This is a genomic window from Pseudonocardia sp. CA-142604, from assembly GCF_050948475.1.
GTDB lineage: Bacteria > Actinomycetota > Actinomycetes > Mycobacteriales > Pseudonocardiaceae > Pseudonocardia > Pseudonocardia alaniniphila.
The window spans coordinates 5647150-5671761 of record NZ_CP192045.1; the positions used below are offsets into that span (position 1 = coordinate 5647150).

The 24612-nt window shown below is 71.8% G+C and carries 20 protein-coding genes; 9 read left to right on the forward strand and 11 right to left on the reverse strand.

The genetic code is table 11. The features are described 5' to 3' along the window. The first annotated feature begins 7 nt into the window (after positions 1–7). Positions 8–1636 carry a carboxylesterase/lipase family protein gene (locus ACQPZQ_RS25580; RefSeq protein WP_433284708.1) on the forward strand — a complete coding sequence of 543 codons (1629 nt, stop codon included), beginning with the start codon at positions 8–10 and terminating at the stop codon, positions 1634–1636. 42 nt (positions 1637–1678) lie between these two features. Here ACQPZQ_RS25580 and ACQPZQ_RS25585 read toward each other — a convergent pair whose 3' ends face one another. The 8 genes from ACQPZQ_RS25585 to ruvC all read right to left on the reverse strand — a co-directional run bounded on the left by ACQPZQ_RS25585 (position 1679) and on the right by ruvC (position 10696). After that, entirely contained in the window at positions 1679–4033 is a 2355-nt protein-coding gene (locus tag ACQPZQ_RS25585) for a RelA/SpoT family protein (RefSeq protein WP_433284710.1), read from the reverse strand. 97 nt (positions 4034–4130) lie between these two features. After that, the gene (locus tag ACQPZQ_RS25590; RefSeq protein WP_433284712.1) at positions 4131–4682 is read right to left on the reverse strand and encodes an adenine phosphoribosyltransferase; all 552 of its coding nucleotides are present in this window, start codon (positions 4680–4682) and stop codon (positions 4131–4133) included. 149 nt (positions 4683–4831) lie between these two features. Continuing rightward, complete coding sequence (gene secF, locus ACQPZQ_RS25595) at positions 4832–6070, reverse strand: protein translocase subunit SecF (RefSeq protein WP_433284714.1); 1239 nt, start codon at positions 6068–6070, stop codon at positions 4832–4834. A 3-nt stretch (positions 6071–6073) separates the two neighbouring features. Then, complete coding sequence (secD, locus tag ACQPZQ_RS25600; RefSeq protein ID WP_433284715.1) at positions 6074–7885, reverse strand: protein translocase subunit SecD; 1812 nt, start codon at positions 7883–7885, stop codon at positions 6074–6076. A gap of 36 nt (positions 7886–7921) precedes the next feature. After that, complete coding sequence (gene yajC, locus ACQPZQ_RS25605) at positions 7922–8329, reverse strand: preprotein translocase subunit YajC (protein WP_433284717.1); 408 nt, start codon at positions 8327–8329, stop codon at positions 7922–7924. Between the two features lie 51 nt (positions 8330–8380). Next, complete coding sequence (gene ruvB, locus ACQPZQ_RS25610) at positions 8381–9412, reverse strand: Holliday junction branch migration DNA helicase RuvB (RefSeq protein ID WP_433284719.1); 1032 nt, start codon at positions 9410–9412, stop codon at positions 8381–8383. Positions 9413–9500: 88 nt separating this feature from the next. After that, positions 9501–10106, reverse strand: coding sequence for a Holliday junction branch migration protein RuvA (ruvA, locus tag ACQPZQ_RS25615; protein WP_433284721.1), 606 nt, complete (start codon positions 10104–10106; stop codon positions 9501–9503). Continuing rightward, entirely contained in the window at positions 10103–10696 is a 594-nt protein-coding gene (gene ruvC, locus ACQPZQ_RS25620; RefSeq protein WP_433284723.1) for a crossover junction endodeoxyribonuclease RuvC, read from the reverse strand. The genes ruvA and ruvC overlap by 4 nt, the downstream gene beginning before the upstream one ends. A 168-nt stretch (positions 10697–10864) precedes the next feature. On the opposite strand from ruvC, the gene ACQPZQ_RS25625 reads away from it, so the two are divergent. After that, the gene (locus tag ACQPZQ_RS25625; RefSeq protein ID WP_433284725.1) at positions 10865–11356 is read left to right on the forward strand and encodes a hypothetical protein; all 492 of its coding nucleotides are present in this window, start codon (positions 10865–10867) and stop codon (positions 11354–11356) included. A 261-nt stretch (positions 11357–11617) separates the two neighbouring features. Then, a complete protein-coding gene (locus ACQPZQ_RS25630) occupies positions 11618–12868 on the forward strand; it encodes an IS110 family transposase (protein ID WP_433284727.1) in 1251 nt (416 codons plus the stop codon). 56 nt (positions 12869–12924) lie between these two features. Here ACQPZQ_RS25630 and ACQPZQ_RS25635 read toward each other — a convergent pair whose 3' ends face one another. Then, positions 12925–13341: a VOC family protein gene (locus ACQPZQ_RS25635; RefSeq protein WP_433284728.1), complete on the reverse strand. Its 417-nt coding sequence runs from the start codon at positions 13339–13341 to the stop codon at positions 12925–12927. Positions 13342–13393: 52 nt separating this feature from the next. Then, the gene (locus tag ACQPZQ_RS25640) at positions 13394–13837 is read right to left on the reverse strand and encodes a helix-turn-helix domain-containing protein (RefSeq protein WP_433284730.1); all 444 of its coding nucleotides are present in this window, start codon (positions 13835–13837) and stop codon (positions 13394–13396) included. A gap of 127 nt (positions 13838–13964) precedes the next feature. On the opposite strand from ACQPZQ_RS25640, the gene ACQPZQ_RS25645 reads away from it, so the two are divergent. Together ACQPZQ_RS25645 and ACQPZQ_RS25650 are read left to right on the forward strand one after the other, a co-directional pair. Beyond that, positions 13965–14543 carry a class I SAM-dependent methyltransferase gene (locus ACQPZQ_RS25645; protein WP_433284732.1) on the forward strand — a complete coding sequence of 193 codons (579 nt, stop codon included), beginning with the start codon at positions 13965–13967 and terminating at the stop codon, positions 14541–14543. Between the two features lie 1738 nt (positions 14544–16281). Continuing rightward, positions 16282–16866 (forward strand): MOSC domain-containing protein, encoded by a 585-nt coding sequence (locus ACQPZQ_RS25650; protein ID WP_433284734.1) that lies wholly within the window; start codon positions 16282–16284, stop codon positions 16864–16866. 443 nt (positions 16867–17309) lie between these two features. Here ACQPZQ_RS25650 and polA read toward each other — a convergent pair whose 3' ends face one another. After that, on the reverse strand, positions 17310–20099 hold the full coding sequence (gene polA, locus ACQPZQ_RS25655) for a DNA polymerase I (protein ID WP_433284736.1): 2790 nt from the start codon (positions 20097–20099) through the stop codon (positions 17310–17312). A gap of 194 nt (positions 20100–20293) precedes the next feature. Between polA and ACQPZQ_RS25660 the strand changes: the two genes are divergently transcribed. The 4 genes from ACQPZQ_RS25660 (at position 20294) to ACQPZQ_RS25675 (ending at position 24608) form a co-directional block, all read left to right on the forward strand. Continuing rightward, positions 20294–20869 carry a TerD family protein gene (locus ACQPZQ_RS25660; protein WP_344728052.1) on the forward strand — a complete coding sequence of 192 codons (576 nt, stop codon included), beginning with the start codon at positions 20294–20296 and terminating at the stop codon, positions 20867–20869. Between the two features lie 102 nt (positions 20870–20971). Continuing rightward, on the forward strand, positions 20972–22135 hold the full coding sequence (locus ACQPZQ_RS25665; protein WP_433284738.1) for an HpcH/HpaI aldolase/citrate lyase family protein: 1164 nt from the start codon (positions 20972–20974) through the stop codon (positions 22133–22135). Further along, complete coding sequence (locus ACQPZQ_RS25670; protein ID WP_433284739.1) at positions 22132–23475, forward strand: phosphoribosyltransferase family protein; 1344 nt, start codon at positions 22132–22134, stop codon at positions 23473–23475. Before ACQPZQ_RS25665 ends, ACQPZQ_RS25670 begins: the two co-directional genes overlap by 4 nt. Next, positions 23472–24608 (forward strand): cysteine protease StiP family protein, encoded by a 1137-nt coding sequence (locus ACQPZQ_RS25675; protein ID WP_433284741.1) that lies wholly within the window; start codon positions 23472–23474, stop codon positions 24606–24608. The genes ACQPZQ_RS25670 and ACQPZQ_RS25675 overlap by 4 nt, the downstream gene beginning before the upstream one ends. Positions 24609–24612 lie beyond the last annotated feature (4 nt).

The window sequence follows — 24612 nt, forward strand, 5'->3', positions numbered from 1 at the left end:
CCGGCGGGTGTTCGGAGGGGGCCGCGTAGCGGTCGTCGTGCTGGCCGCGGCGGCCGTGCTGACCGGTTGTTCCGCGGCCCCTGAACCCTCGGCTGCCCCGCTCGGCGACCAGGTCAGGATCGAGCAGGGCGAGCTCCTCGGCAACACCGACGGCGACGTGCTGCGCTACCAGGGCATCCCCTACGCGGAGCCACCCGTCGGAGAGCTGCGCTGGGAGCCCCCGCAGCCGCCGCCGTCCTGGACCGGCACGCGGAACGCCACCAGCCCGGGCAGCCGGTGCGCCCAGCTCGCCGCGGCCCCGGCCACCCCCCTCGCGACGGCAGGCAGCACGAGCGAGGACTGCCTCACGCTCGACGTCACGGTCCCGGCAGGCACCACGCCGAGATCGCAGCTGCCGGTGCTCGTCTGGATCCACGGCGGCGGCTTCAACGCCGGTGCCGGCTCCGACGTCGACCCCCGTCGCCTCGTCAAGGCCGGGCCGCTGGTGGTCGTCACGGTCAACTACCGGCTGGGCATCTTAGGCTTCTTCGGCCTGCCCGGACTGAGCGGCTCCGGAACGTTCGGGATCCTCGACCAGCAGGCGGCCATGCATTGGGTGCGACGCAACATCGCCGCGTTCGGCGGCAACCCCGGTTCGGTCACGCTGGCCGGTGAGTCGGCAGGTGCCGACAGCGTCTGCGCGCAGCTCGCGTCGCCCGGTGCGGTGGGTCTGTTCCACCGCGTGATCCTGCAGAGCGGCGGCTGCAGCACCGCGAACATCGTCGACGTCATCCGGCCCGGCAGCGGGCCCGGTGGCGACACCTGGAAGCCGCTTCCCCTGGTGGAGGCGGCCGGGGAGGCCGTCGCGAGCCAGTTCGGCTGCCCCGACCGCGGCCGGACCCCTGCCCCGACCGTCGCGTGCCTGCGTGCCGTGTCCACCGACCGGCTCGTGGCGGGGGCCGGCGTGTACTGGAGCCCTGCGACGGGCACCCCGGCGCTGCCGCGCCGCCCGTCGGACATCGTGGTGGACCGCGACCTGCGTGCCGTACCGGTGCTCGCCGGGATCACGCGCGACGAGGGCACCCTCTTCAGCGCCGTGTTCTTCGACCAGGCGGGCGCCCCGCTCACCGCAGCCGGCTTCCGCACCCTGCTCACTGCGGCGGCCGGAACGCGCACCCAGGCCGCGATGCTCACCTACCCGCTCACCGGCCGGTCACCGGGCCGGGTCTGGTCGGACGTCATCACCGACCGCGGCTATGCGTGCACCATGCTTGCCACCCAGCGCATTCTCGGGACCCGGGCGCCGCTCTACGCCTACGAGTTCGCGGACCCCACGGCGCCCTCCCCGTTCGTGACGCTTCCGCCCCACCTCGCCGCCGGCGTCACCCACGGGGCCGAAATGCCCTACCTGTTCGACCTCGTGCCCGCTCAGCGCGCGCTCACACCCGAACAGCAGGCGCTGGCCAAGGAGATGGTGGCCGCGTGGGCGCGGTTCGCCGCAACCGGCAACCCCAACGGCGGGGGCGGCCCGGTCTGGCCCCGGTGGGCAGGTGCGGGTTCGGTGCTGACGATCACCGGCGCCGGACACGGCACCGAAGTGCGCCCTGCCGCCGAGTTCGCTGCCGCACACAACTGCGGCCTCTGGGACCTGAGCTGATCCCCGGCGTGGGCTCGCCGGGTGACACCGCATGCGAGTCGGCTAGCTCGCGCTCGTGACCCGGTACACGTCGTAGACGCCCTCCACGTTGCGCACCGCGCGCAGCACGTGGCCCAGATGCTTCGGGTCGCCCATCTCGAAGCTGAAGCGCGACACCGCCACGCGGTCGCGCGACGTCGTGACCGAGGCCGACAGGATGTTGACCTTCTCGTCGGCCAGCACCTTCGTGATGTCGGAGAGCAGGCGGTGGCGGTCCAGCGCCTCCACCTGGATCGCCACGAGGAACACCGAGCCCGGCGAGACCGCCCACGTGACCTCGACCAGCCGTTCCGAGCGGTTCTGCAGGTCGGAGGCGTTGGTGCAGTCGGTGCGGTGCACGGAGATGCCGCCGCCCCGCGTGACGAATCCGAGGATGTCGTCGCCGGGCACGGGGGTGCAGCAGCGCGCGAGCTTGGTGTACAGGTCGGAGAGGTCCCCGCCGGTGATGCTGCCGTCGCCGCGCACCACCACGCCTGCGTCACCACCGGTGCGCCGCTGCCGCACGGTGGACGGCGTGGCGCGCTCGGCGAGATCCTCCTCTGCCTGCTCCACACCGCCGAGCAGCGCGACGAGACGCTGGACGACGTGACGTGCGCTCGCGTGGCCCTCACCGACCGCGGCGTAGAGCCCGGACAGGTCGGGGAAGTGCAGCTCGCGCGACAGCGCCGCCATCGCGTCGGCGGAGACGAGCCGCTGCAGCGGCATCGAGGTGCGCCGCGCCTCCCGGGCGATCGCCTCCTTGCCCGCCTCGATCGCCTCTTCGCGGCGCTCCTTGGCGAACCACTGCTTGATCTTGGTCTTGGCGCGCGGGGACGCGACGAACGCGAGCCAGTCGCGGCTCGGGCCCGCGCCCTCGGCCTTGGACGTGAAGATCTCGACGACGTCGCCCGACTCGAGCTTGCGCTCCAGCGCGACCAGCCGGCCGTTGACGCGCGACCCGATGCACCGGTTGCCGACCTCGGTGTGCACCGCGTACGCCAGGTCGACGGGGGTGGACCCGGTGGGCAGCGTGATGACGTCGCCCTTGGGGGTGAAGACGAAGATCTCCTGCGAGGCGAGGTCGAAGCGCAGCGACTCCAGGAAGTCGCCGGGGTCCGCCGCCTCTCGTTGCCAGTCGAGCAGCTGGCGCATCCAGGACATCTCGTCGACCTCGACGGCGGCCGTGGACCAGTTCGCGCCGTTCTGGCTGCGGGGGCTCTCCTTGTAGCGCCAGTGCGCCGCGATGCCGTACTCCGCAGTGCGGTGCATGTCGTGGGTGCGGATCTGCACCTCGAGGGGCTTGCCGTCCGGCCCGATCACCGTGGTGTGCAGCGACTGGTACACGCCGAACCGGGGCTGGGCGATGTAGTCCTTGAACCGCCCCGGCATCGGCTGCCACAGCGCGTGCACCATGCCCATCGCGGCATAGCAGTCGCGCACCTCGTCGACCAGGACACGCACGCCCACCAGGTCGTGGATGTCGTCGAAGTCGCGGCCCTTGACGATCATCTTCCGGTAGATCGAGTAGTAGTGCTTCGGCCTGCCCTCGACGGTGGCGGCGATGCGGGCGGCGTCGAGCTGCTGCATCACCTCGTCGATGACCTGCTTGAGATAGGTGTCGCGGGACGGCGCCCGGGTGGCGACCAGCCGGACGATCTCGGAGTACTTCTTCGGGTGCAGGATCGCGAAGGACAGGTCCTCGAGCTCCCACTTGACCGTGGCCATCCCGAGCCGGTGAGCCAGCGGCGCGAGCACCTCGAGCGTCTCGCGGGCCTTCTTGGCCTGCTTCTCCGGTGGCAGGAAGCGCATCGTGCGCATGTTGTGCAACCGGTCGGACAGCTTGATCACGAGCACCCGCGGGTCACGGGCCATCGCGACGACCATCTTGCGGATCGTCTCCGCCTCGGCGGCGGTGCCCAGCTCGACCCTGTCGAGCTTCGTCACCCCGTCGACGAGATGCGCCACCTCTTCGCCGAAGTCGGCGCGCAACCGGTCGAGCGGGTAGTCGGTGTCCTCCACCGTGTCGTGCAACAGCGCCGCCACGAGAGTGGTGGTGTCCATGCCCAGCTCGGCCAGGATGGTGGCAACGGCCAGCGGGTGGGTGATGTACGGGTCACCGGACTTGCGCTTCTGGCCGTCGTGCTTCGATTCGGCCACGTCATAGGCGCGCTGCAGCAGAGCGAGGTCGGCCTTGGGGTGCAGCGCGCGGTGCACGCTGGCGAGCGGCTCGAGGACGGGGGCGACGACGGCAACGCGCTGCGGCGTCATCCGGCGGGCGATCCGGGCGCGCACCCTGCGCGTGGCCGACGGCCTCGACGTGGTGGCCACCGGGCTCTCCGGACCAGGGAGCGGCGGCGCGACCGGCTGTAGGTCCGTCATGCGATATCGCGCTCCACCCGATGGAGGATAGTCCCGTGCCGGCGGAGTGGCTGGGCTGATCCCCCTGCTGGCGGTAGCGCTCGAACCAGGTGCCCGCTCAGAGGCGGAGCAAAGCGTGCACCGGGATCGGGGCGAGCTGCTCGCGACCCCCGAGCGCCGCCAGCTCCAGCAGGACGGCGAAGCCGATCACGTCGGCGCCCACATCGGCCAGCAGCTTGTACGCCGCAACCCCTGTGCCCCCGGTGGCCAGCACGTCGTCGACGATGAACACCTTCGCCCCCGGCGCCACCGTGTCGGCCGACAGCTCGAGAGTGGCGCTGCCGTACTCGAGGTCGTAGGTGCGTGAGGCCGCCACCCGGGGGAGCTTGCCGGCCTTGCGGACGGGCACCACGCCGGTGCCGGCGACGACGGCCACCGCCGCACCGATCAGGAACCCACGAGCTTCCACCCCGACCACGACATCGGCATCACCGACCAGCGACGCCAGCTCGGTGGTGACCGTCGCGAACGCCTCCGGGTCGGCCAGCACCGGCGTGATGTCCCGGAAGAGAACGCCGGGCGCCGGGTAATCAGGAACGTCACGGATGAGCGCCGCCACGCGCTCGAGCGCGGCCTCCGCCTCCGCGTCGGACACGTCCAGCTCGCTCATCGTCATTCCTCGCTACGCTCGGTCAGCGCTGCGCGAAGGCGCTGTACCGCCACGCTCGCGCTGTATCAATGATCCGCCGACGGGCTCGCGCATTTTCGATGGTGCACTCGCGAGCTCGCTCACTGTCGATGATTCGCTCGCGAGCTCGCTCATCCCCGACGCTTGCCGGCGGGCCGCGACGCCTTGCCCGTGGGCCGGGCCGTGCGCCCGCCGCGTTGCTCCACCGACTTGCCGGGCCGGGCCGGGCGGCTCGCCGCCGCGGCCATCGCCCGCTCCCGGCGTAGCTCGGTGGCGAGCACCCCGTCGTCGGACAGATCCGGGTCGCCGTCGGGCTCCCCCTCCGGCTCACCGGCGAGTGCGGCCGCGGCCCGCTGGCGACGGGCCACCACCCGCGCCGCCTGCTGCTGGAACCTGCGGTCGCGCATCTTGAGGTCGACCAGCAGCGGGGTGGCGAGCAACAGCGACGACAGCGCGCCCGCGATGATGCCGACCATCTGCACCAGCGCGAGGTCTGCCAAGGTACCGACGCCGAGCAGGCCGACTCCGACCACCATCAGCCCGACCACCGGCAGCACCGCGATCAGCGACGTGTTGATCGACCGCATCAGCGTCTGGTTGAGCGCGAGGTTCGCCGCCTCGGCGTAGGTGCGCCGCGTCAGCCCGAGCAGGCCGCGGGTGTTCTCCTTGACCTTGTCGAACACGACCACCGTGTCGTAGAGCGAGAAGCCCAGGATCGTCAGCAGGCCGATCACCGTGGCCGGGCTGACCTCGAACCCGACGATCGAGTAGACGCCCGCCGTGACGATCACGTCGTGGGCGAGGGCGATCAGCGCTGCGATCGCCATCGCGCGTTCGAAGTAGAACGCCAGGAAGACCGTCACCAGCACGAGGAACACCGCGAGCGCGATGATCGCCTGGCGGGTGATCTGCCCGCCCCAGCTCCCGCTCACGTCGCTGTCACTGATCGCCTGCAGCGAGGGCGCCCCGGTGGTCCCGATCGGTTTGAACGTGTCGAACAGCGCCTGCTTGAGCTGCACGAGCTGGGTGGGGTTCAGCGGCTCGGAGCGGATGAGCACCGAGGCCGAGTTGCCGGTGCCGACCGTCTGCACGGCGGCGGCCTCATGCCCGGTGACGTGCTCATAGACGCTGCCGACGGCTTCCACGTCGGCCGGCACGGCAGTGCCGGACGCGGAGAACTGAAGCTGTGTGCCACCGGTGAAGTCGATGCCGAGGTTGAAGCCCCGGAAGACGATCGACCCGATGCAGATGAGCACGAAGAGCCCGAACACGACGTACCAGACGCGCCTGCGCCCGACGATGTCGAACGAGCCGGTGCCGGTGTAGAGGCCGGAGAGGCGGCCCGTCTTCCGGGAAGGGGTGGTGGCCATCCCTCAGGCTCCCTTCGATGCGCCGGCCGCGGCTGCGGCCCGCTTGCGATCGGCACCGATCCGCGCCACCGCACCCAGGCCGGACAGCGTTGGGCTGCTGAACAACCGGGAGCTGGACGCGAGCGCCACCAGCGGATGGGTCACCAGGAACACGACGACCAGGTCGAGCACGGTGGACAGACCCAGGGTGAACGCGAAGCCCTTCACCTGGCCCAGCGCGAGCAGGTACAGCACGGCGGAGGCGAGGAAGCTGACCGCGTCGGCGGACAGGATCGTCCGCCGGGCCCGGACCCAGCCGCGCGGGACCGCCGACCGGAACGTGCGGCCCTCACGCATCTCGTCCTTGAGCCGTTCGAAGAAGATCACGAACGAGTCGGCGGTGATGCCGATGGCGACGATGAACCCGGCCACGCCGGCGAGGTCGAGCGTGAACCCGATCCACCGCCCGAGCAGCACCAGGACCCCGTAGACGATCACGCCGGAGAGCACCAGCGACAGGATCGTCAGCACCCCGAGGATCCGGTAGTAGAAGAGGCAGTACACGAACACCAGGGCGAGCCCCAGCGCGCCCGCGATCAGGCCCGCCTCCAGTGAGGCCAGCCCGAGCGTGGCCGAGACCGTCTGGGCCTCGGACGACGAGAACGACAGCGGCAACGAGCCGTACCGCAGGACGCCCGCGAGGCGTTGTGCCGACTCCTGGTTGAACTGCCCGGAGATCTCGGTGGGTCCGTAGATCGCGCTCTGGATCGTGGGCGCCGAGACGACCTCGCCGTCGAGCACGAACGCAGCGCTCTTGCCGATGTTCTGCGAGGTGTACTGGCCCCAGGTCGCGGCACCCTGGCTCTTGAACGTGAGGCTGATGACCCACCCGGCGCCCTGGGTGTTCTGCTGCGCGATGGCGTTGTCGATCTGCGTGCCCTCGAGGAAGGCGGGGCCGAGGACGTACTTCTCAGTGCGGTCCTGACTGCAGGCGACCAGCGGGAGCGTCGGGTCGTCGTAGCCCTTCAGCGGGTCACGCACGTTGCAGTTCAGGGTGGCCAGCGCGGTCTGCTGGACGGCCGGGTCGGTGCTCTGGCGGAGCTGGCGGGCTTGGTTGATCTCGGCGGCGAGCTGCGGATCGGCCGGGCCCGCAGGCGTGCCGGATCCCGCGGCCGGCGGAGGGGGCGGAGGCGGAGCAGGTGTGGGCGGAGGCGTGGGGTTCTGCAGCGGCTGAGTGAAGGCAACCGGGGCGACGCCACGCTCGACGGGCGCCGACGGGTCGGCCGCGCCCTGCGGCTGCTCGGCGGGGTTCGCGGGTGCGGCTGGCGGAGGAGCAGCAGGGGCACCCGGCGGGGGTGCCGGAGCTCCGGGAGCCCCGGGAGCGGGGGCGCCCGGCGCGGGGGCGACTCCACCCGGCGCGGCGGGAGCTCCACCGGGCGGGGCAGGCGGTGTGGCCGCCACCGGGCCACCGATGACCTCGCGGAACCTCAGCTGCGCGGTCTGACCGAGGTCGCGGGCCTGGTCCCCCTCCTGGCCGGGGACCGTGATGGTGAGGTTGCTGCCGTCGAGCACCACCTCGGCGCCGCTGACGCCGAGGCCGTTGACCCGATCCTCGATGATCTCCTGGGCCTGCAGGAGTTGCTCCCGAGGCGGCTCGGCGCCGGTCTCGGTGCGCGCCTGCAGGGTGACACGCGTGCCACCCTGCAGGTCGATGCCGAGCTTTGGTGTGGCCCGGCCGTCCCCGGTGAAGAACACCAGTGCGTAGAGCACGACGACGATGCCGAGGAACGCCGCGAGGTAGCGCCAGGGACGGATCCGACCCGGGGTGGTTGCCACTGCTACAGATCTCTTCCTGTCAGTACGCCCGCATCGTCAGTTGCGGGAGGAGCCGTTCGCGGAGTCGTCCTTCTCCAACGATGGCGCCTTGTCCAGTGACGGCGACGCGTCGGGCGTCGGGTCGGCCGGGGCCACCGGAGCGGGCGACGAGTCGATCACGGTCGGCTCCTCCACCGGGTCGTGGTGGGTCACCTTCTCCCGGATCGCGGCCCGCAGCCAGGTGGTGACCACGCCGTCCGCGATCTCGAGGTCGACCGTGTCCTCGTAGGAGGCGTCGATGACCGTGCCGCGGAGACCGGACGTGGTCACGACCACGTCGCCGTTCTCCAGCGACTGCTGAAGCGCCTGCGTCTCCGCCATCTGCCGGCGCTGACGCCGGCCGGACAGGAAGATCGGGATGAACAGCAGCAGGATGAGTAGTGGGAACAGCAGCGAGAGGTCCATGGTCTCCGTATCTCCGCACGTCGAGAGCCACCAGAGTCTGCCAGCCCCCGCTCAGAACAACGCGGGAGGGCCACCCGGGGTGACGTCCGGCGGCGCAGCGATGCCCAGATGTGACCAGGCCGCCGCCGTGGCTACCCGGCCCCGGGGGGTGCGGGCCAGCATTCCGGCCCTTACCAGGTACGGCTCGCAGACCTCTTCGACCGTACCGGGTTCCTCGCCGACTGCGACAGCAAGCGTCGAAACGCCCACGGGCCCGCCGCCGAACGACCGGACCAGCGCCCCCAGGACCGCGCGGTCCAGCCGGTCGAGGCCCAGCTCGTCGACGTCGTAGACGGCCAGGGCGTCCCGGGCCACCTCCCTGGTGACGGCGCCGTCGGCGCGCACCTGGGCGAAGTCCCGCACGCGGCGTAGGAGTCGGTTGGCGATACGCGGGGTGCCCCGGGACCTGCCCGCGATCTCGTGGGCACCGTCACGGCGCAGATCGACATCGAGGATCACCGCGGCACGGCGCAGCACGAGCTCGAGTTCCGCCGGCTCGTAGAACTCCATATGGGCGGTGAAACCGAACCTGTCACGCAGCGGACCGGTGAGCGCCCCCGACCGGGTGGTGGCCCCGACCAGCGTGAACGGTGCGATCTCCAGCGGGATGGACGTGGCGCCCGGGCCTTTCCCCACCACCACGTCCACCCGGAAGTCCTCCATCGCGAGGTAGAGCATCTCCTCGGCGGGACGGGCGATCCGGTGGATCTCGTCGATGAAGAGGACGTCGCCTGCCTCGAGGTTGGACAGCATCGCGGCGAGGTCGCCTGCGCGTTCCAGCGCCGGGCCCGACGTCAGCCGGATCGCGGCACCCATCTCGGCGGCGACGATCAGCGCGAGGCTCGTCTTGCCCAGCCCCGGCGGGCCCGACAGCAGGATGTGGTCGGGTGGATCACCACGCCGCCGCGCCCCCTCCAGCACCAGCTCCAGCTGCTCGCGGACCCGCGGCTGCCCGATGAACTCGGTGAGCGAGCGAGGCCGCAGGCTGGCGTCGACCTCGAGGTCCTCGGGCTCAGGTCCCGGGGTGAGCGCGATGTCGCTCACCGAAGCCCCCTGCCCAACAGCGCGACATGGACACATGTCACTGCTCGGAGCGCGACGCGATCAGCGATATGTGTCCATATCGTTGTCTTCATCGGGACCTGCCCAGGCGCGTCAGCGCCGCACGCAGGAGCGTGCTGGCGTCCGCGTCGGCCTCACCGGCCAGCACCGCGTCCACCGCCTGCTCCGCGGGCTTCGCGGTGAAGCCGAGCCCGACGAGGGCCTCCACCACCTGGTCACGACGCGGGTTCGCGCCGTTCAGCGCCGCCGACGGCACTGCGGCCGGCGCGGCTGCCGACGCCACCACCTTGTCGCGCAGCTCCAGCACCAGTCGTTCCGCACCCTTGCGCCCGATGCCCGGCACGCGGGTGATCGTCGCCAGGTCACCGTCGACGAGTGCGCGGCGCAGCACGTCCGGCGCGAGCACGGCGAGAGTGGCGAGCGCCGTGCGCGGCCCGATGCCGCTGACCGTCTGTAGCAGCCCGAAGAGCTCGCGTTCCTCGTCGTTGGCGAAACCGAACAGGGTGAGGGATTCCTCCCGCACCACGAGCGCCGTGGCGAGCCGGCTGGGCTGCCCCCGTCGCAGCCCGGCCAGGGTGGTGGGGGTGGCGTGCACGGCCAGGCCGACGCCCCCCACCTCGACGACGGCGTGGTCCAGGCCGATCTCCAGCACCTCACCGCGCACCGAACTGATCACGACGCCTCCCCTGCGGCCTTCGCCGCTGCCGCCTTCGCCGCTGCCGCCGCCACTCGTGCCTTGTGGGCCCGCGCCAACTCGGCCGACCGAGCCTGCGCCTGGGCCATCCGGTCCAGCATGGGCGCCCGCCAGCAGTGGCAGATCGCGAGGGCCAGCGCGTCGGCCGCGTCGGCGGGCCGCGGTGCCTCGGCGAGCTTGAGCAGGCGGGTGACCATCGTGGTGACCTGCTCCTTGCCCGCTCGGCCCTCGCCCGTGACGGCAGCCTTCACCTCACTGGGCGTGTGGAACGCGACCGGCAGTCCGGCCCGGGCCGCGAGCAGCGCGACGACCCCACTGGCCTGCGCAGTGCCCATCACCGTGCGGACGTTGTGCTGGCTGAACACGCGCTCGATCGCCACCACGTCGGGCCGGTACCGCTCGATCCATCCCTCGACCACCGCACCGACCGCCAGCAGCCGCTCCGCGATCGGGGCGTCCGCAGGCGTGCGCACGACGTCGACAGCCACGCAGCGCACGGTGCGCCCACCGGCACCGTCGACGACGCCGAGCCCACACCGGGTGAGCCCCGGGTCGACGCCGAGCACCCGCACACCATCTCCTCACGCGCGAACAGCCGTTCGAGGGGGCAGGCTACCGGCGTGCGATCGGGTGCTCGCGGGGGCGCGCCGTCCGCAGGCCGGGTACTTCCTCAGCAGTCCGTGCGACCGTGGCCACCGCACGCCCGTGTGGGACGACACTCCTCGACGCAGGGAGCGAGCATGTCAGCAGTCGATCATCTCGGCACGTACCTCAACGATCACCTCGGCGGCGCCAACGCGGGCGTCGAGATGGCCCGCCAGCTCGAGGAGGCCGTCCGGGGCACTCCGTACGCGGCCGCGCTCGGGCCGATCGCGAAGGACATCGAGGAGGACCTCCAGACGCTGCGTGGCCTCGTCGACGAGGTGGGGGTCGGCCAGAACCCCGTGAAGCAGGCCGTCGGTTGGGTCGTGGAGAAGGCGCATCGGATCGGTGTCCACGAGCGGATGGCCGGCAGCCGGGACCTGTCGCTGCTGCTGCAGGCCGAGAGCCTCGGGCTCGGCGTGGAGGGCAAACTCGCGCTCTGGCTGGCACTGATGGAGGTGGTCCCCGCCCACCCGCAGCTCACCACCGTCGACCTGGCGGCACTGGCGGAACGGGCCCGGGACCAGCGGCGCCGCCTGGAGATCGCCCGGCTCGGCGCCGCCCGCGCCGCTTTCACCTCCGACGACTAATGGGTTCGTCGGGCCGTGGTTCTGGCAGGCTCGATTCCGGTAGCGGCCGGTGGGTCAGCACTCGCGACGACAGAGCGGTTGAGCTCTAAGGTCAGATCGTGCGCCCGCCGGTCGTGAGGAGCGTGACCGCTGATGGGATGACGTGCCCCGCGGCCCTCGAGTGTGGATCGGCGGGTGGGGTGAGCACTTGACCATTAGTCCGCGGCTGTCTCCTCCGCGCTGCCGATCGTGTCATCGCAGGGTTGCCGGGAGGGCGTTGGCGTGCTGTTCGTGGGGGATGACTGGGCCGAGGACCACCACGATGTCGAGGTGGTCGATCAGACCGGGCAGCGGCTGGGTCGGGCCAGATTGCCTGAGGGTGTGGTCGGCATCGGTCGGCTGCATGAGTTGCTGGCGCGGCATCTGTCTGAGGAGTCGATCGATCCGCTGACCGGGACGCTGGTTGAGGGCGCGGTGGTGGTGGGGATCGAGACCGATCGGGGGCCGTGGGTGCAGGCCCTGCTCGCGGCCGGCTACCGGGTGTTCGCGATCAACCCGATGTCGGTGGCGCGGTATCGGGAGCGGCACTCGAGTTCGGGGGCCAAGTCTGATGCGGGGGATGCGCACGTGCTGGCCGAGATCGTCCGGCTGGATCGGGCGCATCACCGGCCGGTGGCCGGAGACTCCCCCGCCGTCGAGGGGCTCAAGCTCGTCGCCCGGACCCACCAGTCGTTGATCTGGGAGCGAACCCGGCATCTGCAACGGCTGCGCTCGGCGTTGCGTGAGTTCTTTCCCGCCGCCCTGGACGCGTTCGCCGCCGCCGGAATCGACCTGGGGGCATCGGACGCGCTGGAGTTACTGGGCCAGGCCCCTGACCCGGACCGAGCTGCCCGGTTGTCCCGCTCGAAGATCACCGCAACGTTGAAGCGGGCCCGCCGCCGCGACCCCGAAGCCAAGGCCGACACCATCCAGACACTGCTACGGGCTCCGGCGCTGCGGCAACCCGCCCTGGTGGAGCAGGCCTACGCCACGATCGTGGTCTCCCAGGTGCGGCTGCTGACCGGGCTGATCACCCAGATCCCCCAGCTGGAGGCGGTGGTGGAGCAGGGTTTTGGCCAGCACCCGGACGCTGAGATCTACACCAGCCAGCCCGGCCTCGGGCCGATCCTGGGCGCCCGGGTGCTCGCCGAGTTCGGAGACGACCCCCACCGATACACCGACGCCAAAGCCCGCAAGAACTACGCCGGCACCTCCCCGATCACCCGCGCCTCGGGCCGCAAGACCGTTGTGCTGGCCCGCTACGCCCGCAACCACCGCCTCGGCGACGCCGTGCACCAATGGGCCTTCTGCACACTCACCAACTCGCCCGGCGCCCGCGCCTACTACGACACCCTCCGCGCCCGCGGCACCAGCCACCACGCCGCACTACGCCAACTCGGCAACCGCCTCGTCGGCATCCTCCACGGCTGCCTCAAAACCCGAACCCGCTACAACGAAGCCACCGCCTGGGCCCACCAACACGCCGCTGCTTGACCCCGCAGCACATGGGATGTCTGACCGGACGTCCCAAACCCCTTCCGAATCTTGGGTCAGGCCGTGGTCTGGGACAGGCTGAACCAGTTGCCGGAGTCGTCGCGGAACAGGGCCTCGATCCCGTACGGGCGCCGCGCGGGCTCCTGCGTGAACACGACACCACGAGCGGAGAGCTCCTCGTAGGTCTTCTGGCAGTCATCGGTGTTCATCACGCCCGCGCCCAGCGCGCCCTTCGCGACGAGGGCGCGGATCTGGTCCGCGGTGCCCGGATCGTGGCCCATTCCGACGGCGGCGAGGATGATTTCCATGTCGGGCTGGTCGGGCGGGCCGACGGTCAGCCACCGGAAGCCCTCGCCCGCACCTTCGAACTCCGCCCCCATCGTCACGTCATTGCGCACCTCGAAGCCGAGCTTCTCGGTGTAGAACTCCTTGGCCGAGTCCTGGTCGAGCACGTACACGGTGGTGTGCGACATCCTGCTGATCATCTGGCCCTCCGGGTCGATCACTGTGGTGGTGCCGCAGACGCTAGGGCCGCTCCACCGGTGCGGGCTTCTCCGTGCTTGCGGTGGTGGCCCCGGGCCTCCCCCATGCCATGACGAAGCAGTCCGGCACCCGCGGAGCTGCCCGCTCGGCGTGCACCCTGCGGTACGCCGTGGGGGACGCGCCCACGAGCTCGGAGAAGCGGGTGCTGAACGAGCCGAGGCTCGTGAACCCGACGAGGTGGCAGATCTCGGTGACGGTGAGGTCGGCCGAACGCAGGAGGTCCTGCGCCCGCTCCACCCGTCTGCGTGTGAGGTACTGGCCGGGCGTCTCGCCGTAGGCTGCGCGGAACCCGCGGGCGAAGTGGTACCGGGAGAAGCCCGCGGCACGGGCCATGTCATCGAGATCGAGCGGCTCGGCGTAATGGCGATCGATCAGGTCGCGCGCTCGCCGCAGGTGGAACACCGCCGGCACAACAGGACCATTCACCTCCGCATTCTCCCGTACTTTCGTCGCCGTCCCCTGTGCGACACCGAACGGAAACCCGCTGGTGGCATGCCGGGTGCCCAGCCGCTGATCCGGGTTCACCCGCGCGCTGCCGCCGTACGCTCCGACGATGCGTGACGGCCGGATCCTGCTGTGTGAGTTCCTGCGCGCCCCCACTCAGGTCGCCACCGTGACGGCGAGCTCGGAGGCGCTCGTCGCCACGATGCTCGCACCGCACGTGATCGGCGACGGATCCGTGGTCGTCGAACTCGGGGCCGGAACGGGTCACGTCACCGACACTCTGCAGCGCAGGCTTGCCGGGCGCGGCCGCCACATCGCCATCGAGATCAACCCGACGCTGGCGCGCAGGCTCGCCGCCCGCCACCCCGCTGTCACCGTCGTGTGCGCCGACGCCGCCGAACTCCCCGACGTGTTGCGGACCCACGGGGTCACGAAGGCCGACTCGATCTGCAGCCTCCTGCCCTGGGCCGCCTACGCATCCGCGCCGATCCCCGCGATCTCCGCCGCGGCCCTCGCCCCGACCGGCACGTTCACCCAGGTCTCGCTGCTGGTGACCCACCTGCTGCCCCCGGCCCGCCGCCAGGAACGCGACCTCCGGGCGGCCTTCGCCGAACTCACCGTGAGCCCGCCGGTCTGGCGCAACCTCCCCCCGGCCCGCGTCCTCGCCGGACGGCGCCCGAGAACCTGAGGAAGCCGTAGAGGCCCGCCGCGCCCCGGCACCCGGCGCGCGCAACGGCGGCCGACAGGCTCGGCACGCGCGGCACCGGCGCTCCCGGGCGCGGGTCGGGCGGCCCAGCCGGACACAATGCTCAGCGCAAGCCCATGATCACCGGACGGGGACGGGCAACCGTGCCACGCACTGCTCCGCGTCTCGAAATGGTGATCACCACCCGGAGTAGCCCGCCGGCCAGTGCCGCGGCCGAGGCCAGATCGTGACCCCCAAACGGGGCCGCGAACCGCAGCGCACACCGCTCCACGTCCCGAAACAGCGATCACCGCCCGTGGCGGCCACGCCAACCAGCGCTCCGCGGCGGATACCCGGTCATGATCACCAAACGGGGGTCGGCAACCGCGCCACACACGGCCCCAGGGCCCGAAATGACGATCAACGCCGGAGGCCGCCGTGCAGGCACAGAACCCTGGGCACACCAGCCGGAGGCCGGCGACCGCGCTCCACACGGCTCCGCCGAGCGCGGTGTCGGCGGGCGGCCCGGACAGTGGCGACCGGATCGCCGCCCGGCGCCGTGGGATGGGTCGGCCAGCGGCTGACCAGCAGGTCCCCAGCGGGGATCAGAGCCAGGGCCGGGGTGGGCCTGCAACGGTTCCTGGGGCACCAGCCCGTGCCCGTCAAGATCTCCGATTGGGGACCAGCAACCGCGAGACACACGGCTCCACGTCCCGAAATGGCGATCAACACCCGTCGCGGCGACGCCAACCTGTGCTCGGCGGCGGATGACCGGTCATGATCACCGAACGGGGGTCGGCAACCGCGCTATACACGTCTCCGCGTCCCCAAACGGCGATCATCGCCCGAGGCGACCACGCCAACCAGCCCCCCGTGGCCGATGCCAGCTCATGATCCCAAACCGGGGTCGGCAACCGCCCTACGCGCAGCTCCGGGTCCTGAAGCGGCGATCAACACCGGCGGCCCGCCGGCACAGTCCCTGCGCCGCCAGCCCCCGCGCGTCGGTCGTGATCGCCAGCCGGACACCGGCCGCACCGCCTCCTTCGAGCGCAGTTCCAGCCCACGGCGCGGAACGGTGGGTCACATCCAACGGCTCGGGGGCGCGGCGCCGCGGGAAAGCCCAGCCGGCGCTCGACCAGTAGTTAATCGCCGCGTCTCGAAGGGTGACCAAGGCCGGGGTCGGCCGCACCTGCAACAGCCCCAGGGGCACCAGGCCCGTGCAAGCCAAGATCATCATCGCTCGGGGACCGGCAACCGCGCCACACACACCTCACCAGCCGTGGCGGCCACGCCAACCCGTGCTCGGCGGCGGATGCCAGGTCATGATCACCAAACGGGGGTCGGCAACCGCGCTATACACAGCTCCGCGTCCCCAAACGATGATCATCACCCGAGGCGACCACGCCAACCAGCCCCCGCGGCCGACGCCAACTTGTGATCACCAAACGGCGACCGGGAACCGCAGCGCACACCGCTCCGTCCCGAAACAGCGATCACCGCCCCTGGCGGCCACGCCAACCAGCCCCCACGGCCGATGCCGGGTCATGATCACCAAACGGGGGTCGGTAACCGCGCTATACACAGCTCCGCGTCCCCAAATGATGATCACCGCCCGGGGCGGGAGGCCTCGGCGTACCACCCGCGCCCACTCGGGCCGTGGCAGTGCCCCGGGGAGCGGCCGTCCAGTAGCCGGGTGCAGCGAGCCGGCCTCCGGTGGTTGGTCGGAGGTAGCGTCGGTGTCGTGACGATCGGGGAACAGGGGCTCGAAGTGCCCGTGGAGATCGTCGACCTGCTCGTCTCCCCCGTGCATGCCTTCGAGGGGCGGCCGCAGGACGGACCTCGACCCGAGGCGAGCGGGACGCACCCCGAGTACGTCGAGGTCAGGGCCGGTCTCGGACTCGTCGGGGACCGCTACTTCGGGCACGCGGCCCACCGCCGGGCGGCGGTCACGTTCTTCGCGGCGGAGTCACTCGACGAGGTTGCCCGCGAGCTGGGGCTGGCGGCCGTGCCCGATGCGGGCCTGACGCGCCGGAACGTGGTGGTGCGCGGCTTCCCGGTGGACCGACTGGCGGCCGGGCGCGGCACCGAGGGGGCCGTCTTCAGCATCGACTCGGGCGACGGGCCGGTGCGGTTCCGCGCGCACCGCCCCGCCAACCCCTGCCGCTGGATGGACGTGGTGCTCGCCCCGGGCGCGTTCCGCGGGATGCGCGGCCGGGGCGGGGTGCGCTGCGAACCGCTCGACGACGGCGTATTGCGCCGCGGGCCGGCGTTGCTGCGGGTGGAGACCTCGCTGCCGGCCACGCCCGGTCGGTGGGCCGCGTCGTAGCAGCTGCGGCCGTAGCCGACCGACACCCGACGACGGCGCACTGCCCCACCGGCCGACCCTGCTGCGAATGGAGACCTCACCGCCGACCACGCCCGGTCAATGGGCCACGTCCTCCCAGCTACGGCCGTAGCCGACCAACACCCGACGACGGCGCACTGCCCCACCGGCCGACCCTGCTGCGAATGGAGACCTCACCGCCGACCACGCCCGGTCAATGGGCCACGTCCTCCCAGCCGCGGCCGTAGCCGACCAACACCCGACGACGGCGCACTGCCCCCACGGGCCGACCCTGCTGCGAATGGAGACCTCGCCGCCGACCACGCCCGGTCAATGGGCCACGTCCTCCCAGCTACGGCCGTAGCCGACCGACACCCGACGACGGCGCACTGCCCCCACCGGCCGGCCCTGCTGCGGATGGAGACCTCGCCGCCGACCACGCCCGGTCAGTGGGCCGCGTCGTCCCAGCTGCGGCCGTAGCCGACCGACACCTCGAGCGGCACGCTCAGCTGCGCCGCCGCACCCATCTCGCGCCGCACCAAGGTCTCCACGGCCTCGCGCTCGCCTTCGGCCACCTCGAGCACGAGTTCGTCGTGCACCTGCAGCAGCATCCGGCTGCGCAGCCCCTCGCTGGTGAGAGCCCTGTGCACGCCCAGCATGGCGACCTTGATGATGTCGGCGGCGCTGCCCTGGATGGGGGCGTTCAGCGCCATCCGCTCGGCCATCTCCCGGCGTTGGCGGTTGTCGCTGGTGAGGTCGGGCAGGTAGCGGCGGCGGCCGAGGATGGTGGCGGTGAAGCCGTCCTTGCGGGCGACGTCGACGATGCTGCGCAGGTAGTCGCGCACTCCGCCGAAGACGTTGAAGTACTCGTCCATGAGCCCGCGGGCCTCCTCGGTGGAGATCCGCAGCTGCCCGGCCAGGCCGAACGAGGAGAGCCCGTAGGCCAGCCCGTAGTTCATCGCCTTGATCTTGGCGCGCTGCTCCCCCGAGACCTCGGTGGGTTCGCAGCCGAAGACCCGGCCGGCCGTCTGTGCGTGGAAGTCGTGGCGCGAGCGGAAGGCCTCGATCAGCGCGGCGTCCTCCGACAGGTGGGCCATGATCCGCATCTCGATCTGGCTGTAGTCGGCCGTCATCAGCTCGGCATAGCCGGGGCCGACCACGAACGTCTCGCGGATCCGCCGGCCCGCCGCGGTGCGGATCGGCACGTTCTGCAGGTTGGGCTCGGTGGAGCTCAGGCGACCGGTGGCCGCGATCGTCTGGCTGTAGGTGGTGTGGATCCGCCCGTCGTCGGCCACGGACTTGAGCAGGCCGTCCACGGTGACCTTGAGCCGGGTGGCATCGCGGTGCAGCAGCAGGTGGGAGAGGAACTCGTGGCCCGTCTGCTCGTAGAGCGTCTGCAGCGCGTCGGCATCGGTGGTGTAGCCGGTCTTGGTGCGCTTGGTCTTCGGCATGTTGAGCTCGTCGAACAGCACGGCTTGCAGCTGCTTCGGCGAGCCGAGGTTGATCTCCTTGCCGATCACGGAGTAGCAGTCCTGCGCGGCCTGCTTCACCTGAGCGGCGAACTCGGCCTCCAGGGCAGCGAGGGCCTCGCCGTCGACGGCGATGCCGGCCTTCTCCAGGTCGGCGAGCACGAACTCCAGCGGCAGCTCGAGCTCCGCCAGCAGTTCGGTGCCGCCGCGCTCGGCCAACTCGGCGTCGAGGGCGTCGGCCAGTTCCGCGACGGCGGAGGCCGCGATCATCTGCGTCTGCGCACGGGCCGCGTCGGCCTCCTCCTCGCCGCCGAGCAGCGAGAGCTGACCGTCCTCGGCCTCACCGTCGGCCCGCAGCTCGCGGCGCAGGTAGCGCAGCGCCAGGTCGGCGAGGTCGAAGCTGCGCTGCCCCGGCCGGGCGAGGTAGGCGGCGAGCGCCGTGTCGCTGGTGAGCCCGGCGAGGCTCCAGCCGCGCCCGCGCAGCGCGTGGAGCGCGGACTTGGCGTCGTGGGCCGCCTTGGGCACCGACGGGTCGGCGAGCCACTCCCCCAGCGCGGCCTCGTCGTCGGGCGTGAGCTTGACGACGTCGAGGTAGGCGGCCTGCGGCACGCCGGCGAGCGCACCCTCCGCGCGCGCCTCCACGGTGGGCTCGCCCGCCGCGAGCCCGATGCCGGCAAGGTCGCCCGCGGTGGCCCCACCGGTGATGCCGTGGAACGTGAGGCCGACGCGGCGGCCGTCGCGCGCATGGCTCTGGAGCCAGGCCCGGACGCCACCTGGCTCGATGGCCCCGCCCTGCACCTCGATGCCGCCCTCGGCCTCCGGCTCCGCGCTCTGCAGCGTGGCGAACAGCCGCTCGCGCAGCACGCGGAACTCCAGTTCGTCGAACAGCCGGTGCACGGCGTCGCGATCCCACGGCCGCAGCTCGAGATCGGCCGGCGCCGCATCGAGCGGCACGTCGCGGATCAGCTCCGTGAGCTGCCGGTTGAGCAACACACCGGCCAGGTGGGCCCGCAGGGCGTCGCCCGCCTTGCCCTTGACCTCGTCGACGCGGTCGGTGAGCTCGGCGAGCGAACCGAACTCGCGGATCCACTTCGCAGCCGTCTTCTCCCCTACGCCCGGGATGCTCGGCAGGTTGTCGCTGGGGTCGCCCCGCAGCGCCGCGAAATCCGGGTACTGGGCAGGGGTGAGGCCGTAGCGGTTCATCACCTCGCCCGGGTCGATGCGGCCGAGATCGGACACCCCGCGCTTCGGGTAGAGCACCGTGACGTCGTCGCTGACCAGCTGGAACGCATCGCGGTCGCCCGTGGTGATGAGCACCTGGAAGCCGTCGGCCTCCGCCTGGGTGGCCAGCGTGGCGATCAGGTCGTCGGCCTCGAAGCCCTCCACACCGAAATCGGGGATGCCCAGCGCCCGCAGCACCTCCTTGATGAGGTCGACCTGGCCCCGGAAGTCGTCGGGAGTGGTGGTGCGGTTGGCCTTGTACTCCGTGTAGCGCTCGGACCGGAACGTGGCGCGGGAGACGTCGAAGCACACCGCGAGGTGGGTGGGCTGCTCGTCGCGCAGCAGGTTGATGAGCATCGACGTGAAGCCGTAGACCGCGTTGGTGGTCTGCCCCGTGCCCGTGCGGAAGTTCTCCGCAGGCAGCGCGAAGAACGCGCGGTAGGCCAGCGAGTGGCCATCGAGCAGCAGGAGCCGTCGCCCGGTGGACGACGGCGAGGCCGGCGCCGGCGCGGCCGGCTTCTGTGGGGTGCGTGTGGCGGGGCTCATCGACGGCGAGTGTAGGACCGTCGCCCGACAGTTCCGCACCGGACGGGCCTGCGACACAGCAGGTCGCGGGCAGCGGGGAACCCGGCCCGCGATTTCACCGTTGCTGATGTTGGACGTGCCGTACGTCCTGTTCGTCCCGATAGGGTCCCACCGAGATCATCCGGCCTCTCGACAACCAGATGTGGAGCAGTGACGTGAGCGTCAGCCTCACCAAGGGTGGAAACGTCAGCCTCACCAAGCAGGCCCCCGACCTCACGGCCGTGATCGTCGGCCTCGGGTGGGACGTGCGCAGCACCACGGGCACCGACTTCGATCTCGACACCTCGGCGATCGTGGCCGGCGCAGGCGACAAGGTGCTCTCCGACAAGCACTTCGTGTTCTTCAACAACCTCACCACCCCTGACGGCACGGTCGAGCACACCGGCGACAACGTCACCGGTGAGGGCGCGGGCGACGACGAGCAGGTCAAGGTCAACCTGGCCGCGATGGCCCCGCAGGCCGACAAGGTCGTCTTCGCCGTCAGCATCTACGACGCCGACGCGCGCTCACAGAGCTTCGGCCAGGTCCGCAACGCCTACATCCGGGTCGTCAACCAGGACGGCGGAGCCGAGATCGCCCGCTACGACCTCAGCGAGGACGCCTCCACCGAGACGGCGATGGTCTTCGGGGAGCTCTACCGCAACGGGGCGGAGTGGAAGTTCCGCGCAGTCGGCCAGGGGTACGCATCGGGGCTCGCGGGCATCGCCCGCGACTACGGCGTCAACGTCTGACACGCAGCAGCGAGCTCCACCCGCGCCCGGATCGGGCACCGTCGATCACCGCCTCCCGGGAGTACGTGCCTCAACCGAGCGATGTCGGAAAGGGTCCGTCGCGTGCGGCACTTCGGGTACTTGAGCGCGTCCGAGACGGGCGCACTGTTCGCGTCACCACCGGAGACGTTCCACCGCCGCAGCGGCCGGGAGCTGCTCTCGGTGGCTCTCGGCGCCACGCTCTACATGCCGGCCACCCGGCCGGCGCTCGCCGCCGACATCGTCAAGCAGGCGACCGCCGGCGTCACGTCGGTGGTCGTCTGCCTGGAGGACGCGATCGCGGACGATCAGGTGGCCGAGGGTGAGGCCAACCTGGTGGCAGCGCTGACGGACCTGCACGACGAGCCCGCGGCCGAGCCGCCGATCCTGTTCGTCCGGGTCCGGCACGCGGCGCAGATCCCGCGGCTGGTGGCCCGCCTCGGACCGGCCGCAGCGGTGCTGGACGGGTTCGTCATGCCGAAGTTCACCGCCACGAGCGGCACCGAGTACCTGCACGCCCTCGACGAGGCCGACGCCATGGCAGGCACAGCGCTGCTGGCCATGCCCGTGATCGAGTCGGGCGCCGTGCTCTATGCCGAGACGCGCGTCGACGAGCTGACCAGGCTGCGCGCCCTCCTGCACCGCGACCGGCGCCGGATCCTCGCTGTGCGGCTCGGGGCCACCGACCTCTGCGCTCTCTACGGGTTGCGCCGCTCGCCGGATCTGTCGATCTACGACGTCAAGGTGGTGAGCAGCCTGATCGCCGACGTCGTGAACGTGCTGGGCCGCGCTGACGGCAGCGGGTTCACCGTCACCGGACCCGTGTGGGAGTACTACGCAGGCGTCGAACGGATCTTCAAGCCGCTGCTGCGGTCGTCACCGTTCACCGAGCACAACGAACCGGAGCTGCGCGGGCGGCTCCTCGACCGGGCGATCGACGGGCTCATCCGCGAGGTCTCGCTCGACAGGGCCAACGGGCTGATCGGCAAGACGGCCATCCACCCGAGCCACGTCGCCGTCGTCAACGCGCTGTCGGTCGTCTCCGCGGAGGAGCACCGCGACGCGTCCGACGTCCTGCGGGCCGGTCGGGCGGGCGGCGTGCTGGCGTCCGGCCATGGCAACAAGATGAACGAGACCGGCCCGCACACGGCATGGGCCCGGCTCACGATGCTGCGCGCGCGGGCGTTCGGCGTGGCCGCTGACGACGTCTCCTTCGTCGATCTGCTCGCCGCGAGCCTGCCCCGATGACCGGCATCGCAAGCGCTCCGGCCGAACGGCTCGGCATCCGGTTGCGGCCCGTCGGCCCGGGTGTCGACCCCACCGTGCTGCTGGGCCTGGCGCTGCGTCGCAACCCGCGCCGTGCTCAGCTGCTCGTGTCCCGGGTGCTCGGCAAGCACGTGCCCGCCGATCCCCGGCTGGTCCGTGCCGCGGGGCTGCTGCTGGGCGCTCTGGTGGCCGACGCGCTGGCCGGACGCCCGGCGAGGGCCCTACCGGCGCAGACGCTGCACGCGGCCGTCCGAGGTGACCATGGTGCGGCCGCCGCGCTGCACACCGACGCCGAGCGGGCGGTCGCTGCGGCATCGGACGCCCTGGTGATCGGCTTCGCGGAGACGGCCACAGCGCTGGGGCACTGTGTGGCCGAAGGCCTGGGCGGCGTCACGTACCTGCACTCCACCCGGCGGCCCGTGCCCGGGTTCGCCGTGGCGGGCGGCTTCACGGAGGAGCATTCGCACGCCACCGACCACCTGCTGCTCCCCGCCGACTCCGCGCTGCTCCGTGACGGACGGCCGCTCGTGCTGGTGGACGACGAGCTCAGCACCGGGCGCACCGCGCTGAACACCATCACGGCGCTGCACCGCACGGCGCCGCGGGAGCGCTATGTCGTGGCGGCCCTCGTGGACGTGCGTCCGCCCGGCAGCGACCTCGTCGACGCCGTCGCTGCGCTGGGTGCGCAGCTCGACGTCGTCGCACTGGCGCAGGCCGCGATCGAGCTGCCCGCCGACCTCGCCGAACGCGCTGCCGCTCTTCGCGCCGAGGTCGGCGACGGCCCCACTCCCCACACCGCCCCGAACGGGCGCGCCTCCCGGGTGACGCTCGGCGAGCTCGGGTGGCCGGTCGGGCTGCCGACGGGGGCACGACACGGGGTCGGACCCGCTCACCACCGGCACCTCGCAGCCGCACTCCCCCACGTCGCCGCAGGTCTCGAGCGTGCTGCCCGGCTCGATGCCGGCGAGCGCATCCTCGTGCTCGGCACCGAGGAGCTGATGCATCTGCCATTACGGCTGGCCCAGACCCTCGCCGATGCGGGCCACGACGTCGCGTTCTCCAGCACCACGCGCTCGCCCGCGGTGGTGGTCGATTCGCCGGGGTACGCGCTCACGAGCGGCATCGCCTTCCCCGCCCACGACGACCCCGCCGACGGGCCCGGCCCCCGCTTCGCCTACAACGTCGGCGGCGCGCAGGATCCCCCGTGGGACCACGTCCTCGTCGTCGTCGACCCGCCCGCGGACACCCCCGCTCTGCGAACCGGGCTGCTCGCGGCACTCGCCCCGCACGCCCGGCGCACGAGCGTGGTGGTAACGCCATGACCCCCGCCCCGCTGCGCGGCCCGACGTTCGGCAGCTACGCACCGGACGAGGTGGGCTGGCTGCTCACCGATCTCTCCGGAGTGCCGCTCGAGGCGCCCACGGAGGAGCGCGAGGAGGCCGTTCAGAGCGGTGGTGCGCACTACGCGGAGTCGCTCCCGCACGAGTACCGCCCGGATGCGGGCTATCTCGCGCTGTACCGGTCGGTGCTCGCCGCGACCGCGCCCCGGCTGGCGCAGGCCGTCGGCACGGTCACCGAACTGGTGCTCCGCGAGCGTGGCCCCGACGTCGTGCTCGCGTCGCTCGCCCGCGCCGGCACTCCGATCGGTGTGCTGATGCGGCGCTGGGCCGCGTGGGCCCACGGGCTCGACCTGCGCCACTACGCCGTGTCGATCGTGCGTGGCCGCGGCATCGACCGGCTCGCGTTGCGCCACCTCGCCGAACATCACCACTCGTCCCGGGTGGTCTTCGTGGACGGCTGGACGGGCAAGGGCGCGATCGCCCGTGAGCTCGCGGCGTCCGTGGCCGAGCACGAGTACGACACCGGCGTGCGGTTCGACCCGCGCCTCGCCGTGCTGGCCGACCCCGGGCGCTGCGCCACCACCTTCGGCACCCGGGAGGACTGGCTGATCGCCTCGGCCTGCCTGAACTCGACGGTGTCCGGGCTCGTCTCCCGCACCGTGCTGCACCCGGGCCTGGTGGGACCCCAGCGCTACCACGGGGCCAAGTTCTACGCGGAGCTCGCCTGCTCGGACGTTTCCGCCGGCTTCCTCGACGCCGTCAGCGCGCAGTTCCCGCACGTCGGCGACACGACGGCGCCCGCAGACCGGGTCGCCGACCACGCTGGCCGCCGGGCCGTCGACAGCATCGTCGAGGCCTACGGCATCGGCGACGTCAACCTCGTCAAGCCCGGGGTCGGCGAGACCACCAGGGTGCTGTTGCGCCGGGTGCCGTGGCGGGTGTTGGTGCGCGCCGGTGCGCCCGCCGCCGACGTCGCCCACATCCGGCTACTCGCGCAGCAGCGCGACGTGCCCATCGAGGAGGTGGCGGACCTGCCCTATACGTGCGTCGGGCTGATCCATCCCGGCTACACCCGGTCCCCGGCCGGTGCCGATGCCACGGCGGCAGCACCGTGACGGC

Excerpts from the sequence above, each read along its gene's own strand:
- ACQPZQ_RS25585 (WP_433284710.1), bottom strand. The coding sequence starts at position 4,033 with ATGACGGACCTACAGCCGGTCGCGCCGCCGCTCCCTGGTCCGGAGAGC.
- ACQPZQ_RS25590 (WP_433284712.1), bottom strand. The coding sequence starts at position 4,682 with ATGAGCGAGCTGGACGTGTCCGACGCGGAGGCGGAGGCCGCGCTCGAG.
- secF (WP_433284714.1), bottom strand. The coding sequence starts at position 6,070 with ATGGCCACCACCCCTTCCCGGAAGACGGGCCGCCTCTCCGGCCTCTAC.
- yajC (WP_433284717.1), bottom strand. The coding sequence starts at position 8,329 with ATGGACCTCTCGCTGCTGTTCCCACTACTCATCCTGCTGCTGTTCATC.
- ACQPZQ_RS25625 (WP_433284725.1), top strand. The coding sequence starts at position 10,865 with ATGTCAGCAGTCGATCATCTCGGCACGTACCTCAACGATCACCTCGGC.
- ACQPZQ_RS25635 (WP_433284728.1), bottom strand. The coding sequence starts at position 13,341 with ATGTCGCACACCACCGTGTACGTGCTCGACCAGGACTCGGCCAAGGAG.
- ACQPZQ_RS25645 (WP_433284732.1), top strand. The coding sequence starts at position 13,965 with ATGCGTGACGGCCGGATCCTGCTGTGTGAGTTCCTGCGCGCCCCCACT.
- polA (WP_433284736.1), bottom strand. The coding sequence starts at position 20,099 with ATGAGCCCCGCCACACGCACCCCACAGAAGCCGGCCGCGCCGGCGCCG.
- ACQPZQ_RS25670 (WP_433284739.1), top strand. The coding sequence starts at position 22,132 with ATGACCGGCATCGCAAGCGCTCCGGCCGAACGGCTCGGCATCCGGTTG.
- ACQPZQ_RS25675 (WP_433284741.1), top strand. The coding sequence starts at position 23,472 with ATGACCCCCGCCCCGCTGCGCGGCCCGACGTTCGGCAGCTACGCACCG.